Here is an 836-nt window from a genome sequence, read left to right as displayed (position 1 = left end):
ATGCGGCCGGACGGTGTTGTAATGGCGGCGCCAAGCCTCGATCAGCACCTTGGCTTCGGCAAGGCTGTAGAAGATCTCGCCGTTCAAGAGTTCGTCGCGCAGCGACCCGTTGAAGCTCTCGTTATAGCCATTCTCCCACGGCGAACCGGGCGTGATGTAGAGCGTCTTCACGCCGATCTGCCCGAGCCAGGTCTGCACAGCGGTCGCGATAAATTCGCTGCCATTGTCCGACCGTATGTGGGCTGGCGGGCCTCGATCGATAAACAGCTCCGCGAGCCCAGCCAGCACATCCTCGTGGTTGAGCTGACGCGCAACGATGAGCGCGAGGCACTCCCGGCTGGCCTCGTCGATGATGGTGAGGATCCGGAACTTGCGTCCGTCGTGGGTGCGTCCCTCGACGAAGTCGTAGGCCCAGACGTGCCCCGGATACTCCGGCCGCAGCCGGATGCAGGAGCCGTCGTTGAGCCATAGCCGACCGCGCTTCGAGTGCCGCTGCGGCACCTTCAGCCCTTCGCGGCGCCAGATCCGCTCGACCCGCTTGTGGTTCACCGACCAACCGGCGGTGTGGAGCAGCGCCGTCACCCGGCGGTAGCCATATCGCCCATATTGCTTCGCCAAGGCGATGATGTCCTCGGTCAGCGCCTCTTCGTCATCCGCCCCGCGCGGCACCTTGCGCTGCGTCGATCGATGCTGGCCGAGCACACGGCACACACGCCGCTCGGACACCATCAACACCGTCTGCACCCGATCGATGCAGCGCCGCCGCCGCGCGGGGCTCAGAAGTTTCCCCGTGCCGCCTCCTGCAGGATCAGCTTGTCGAGCGTCAGGTCCGAGAT

General features: G+C 65.2%; 1 pseudogene. It reads right to left on the bottom strand.

The annotated features are described in order from the left end of the window. Window positions 1-836 (bottom strand): annotated as a pseudogene (locus L8F96_RS18555) (IS3 family transposase); the annotation flags it as partial.

The sequence above is a fragment of the Sphingomonas panaciterrae genome, from assembly GCF_036890205.1.
GTDB classification, from domain to species: domain Bacteria; phylum Pseudomonadota; class Alphaproteobacteria; order Sphingomonadales; family Sphingomonadaceae; genus Sphingomonas; species Sphingomonas panaciterrae.
This window is presented reverse-complemented; position numbering and strand designations above follow the sequence as displayed.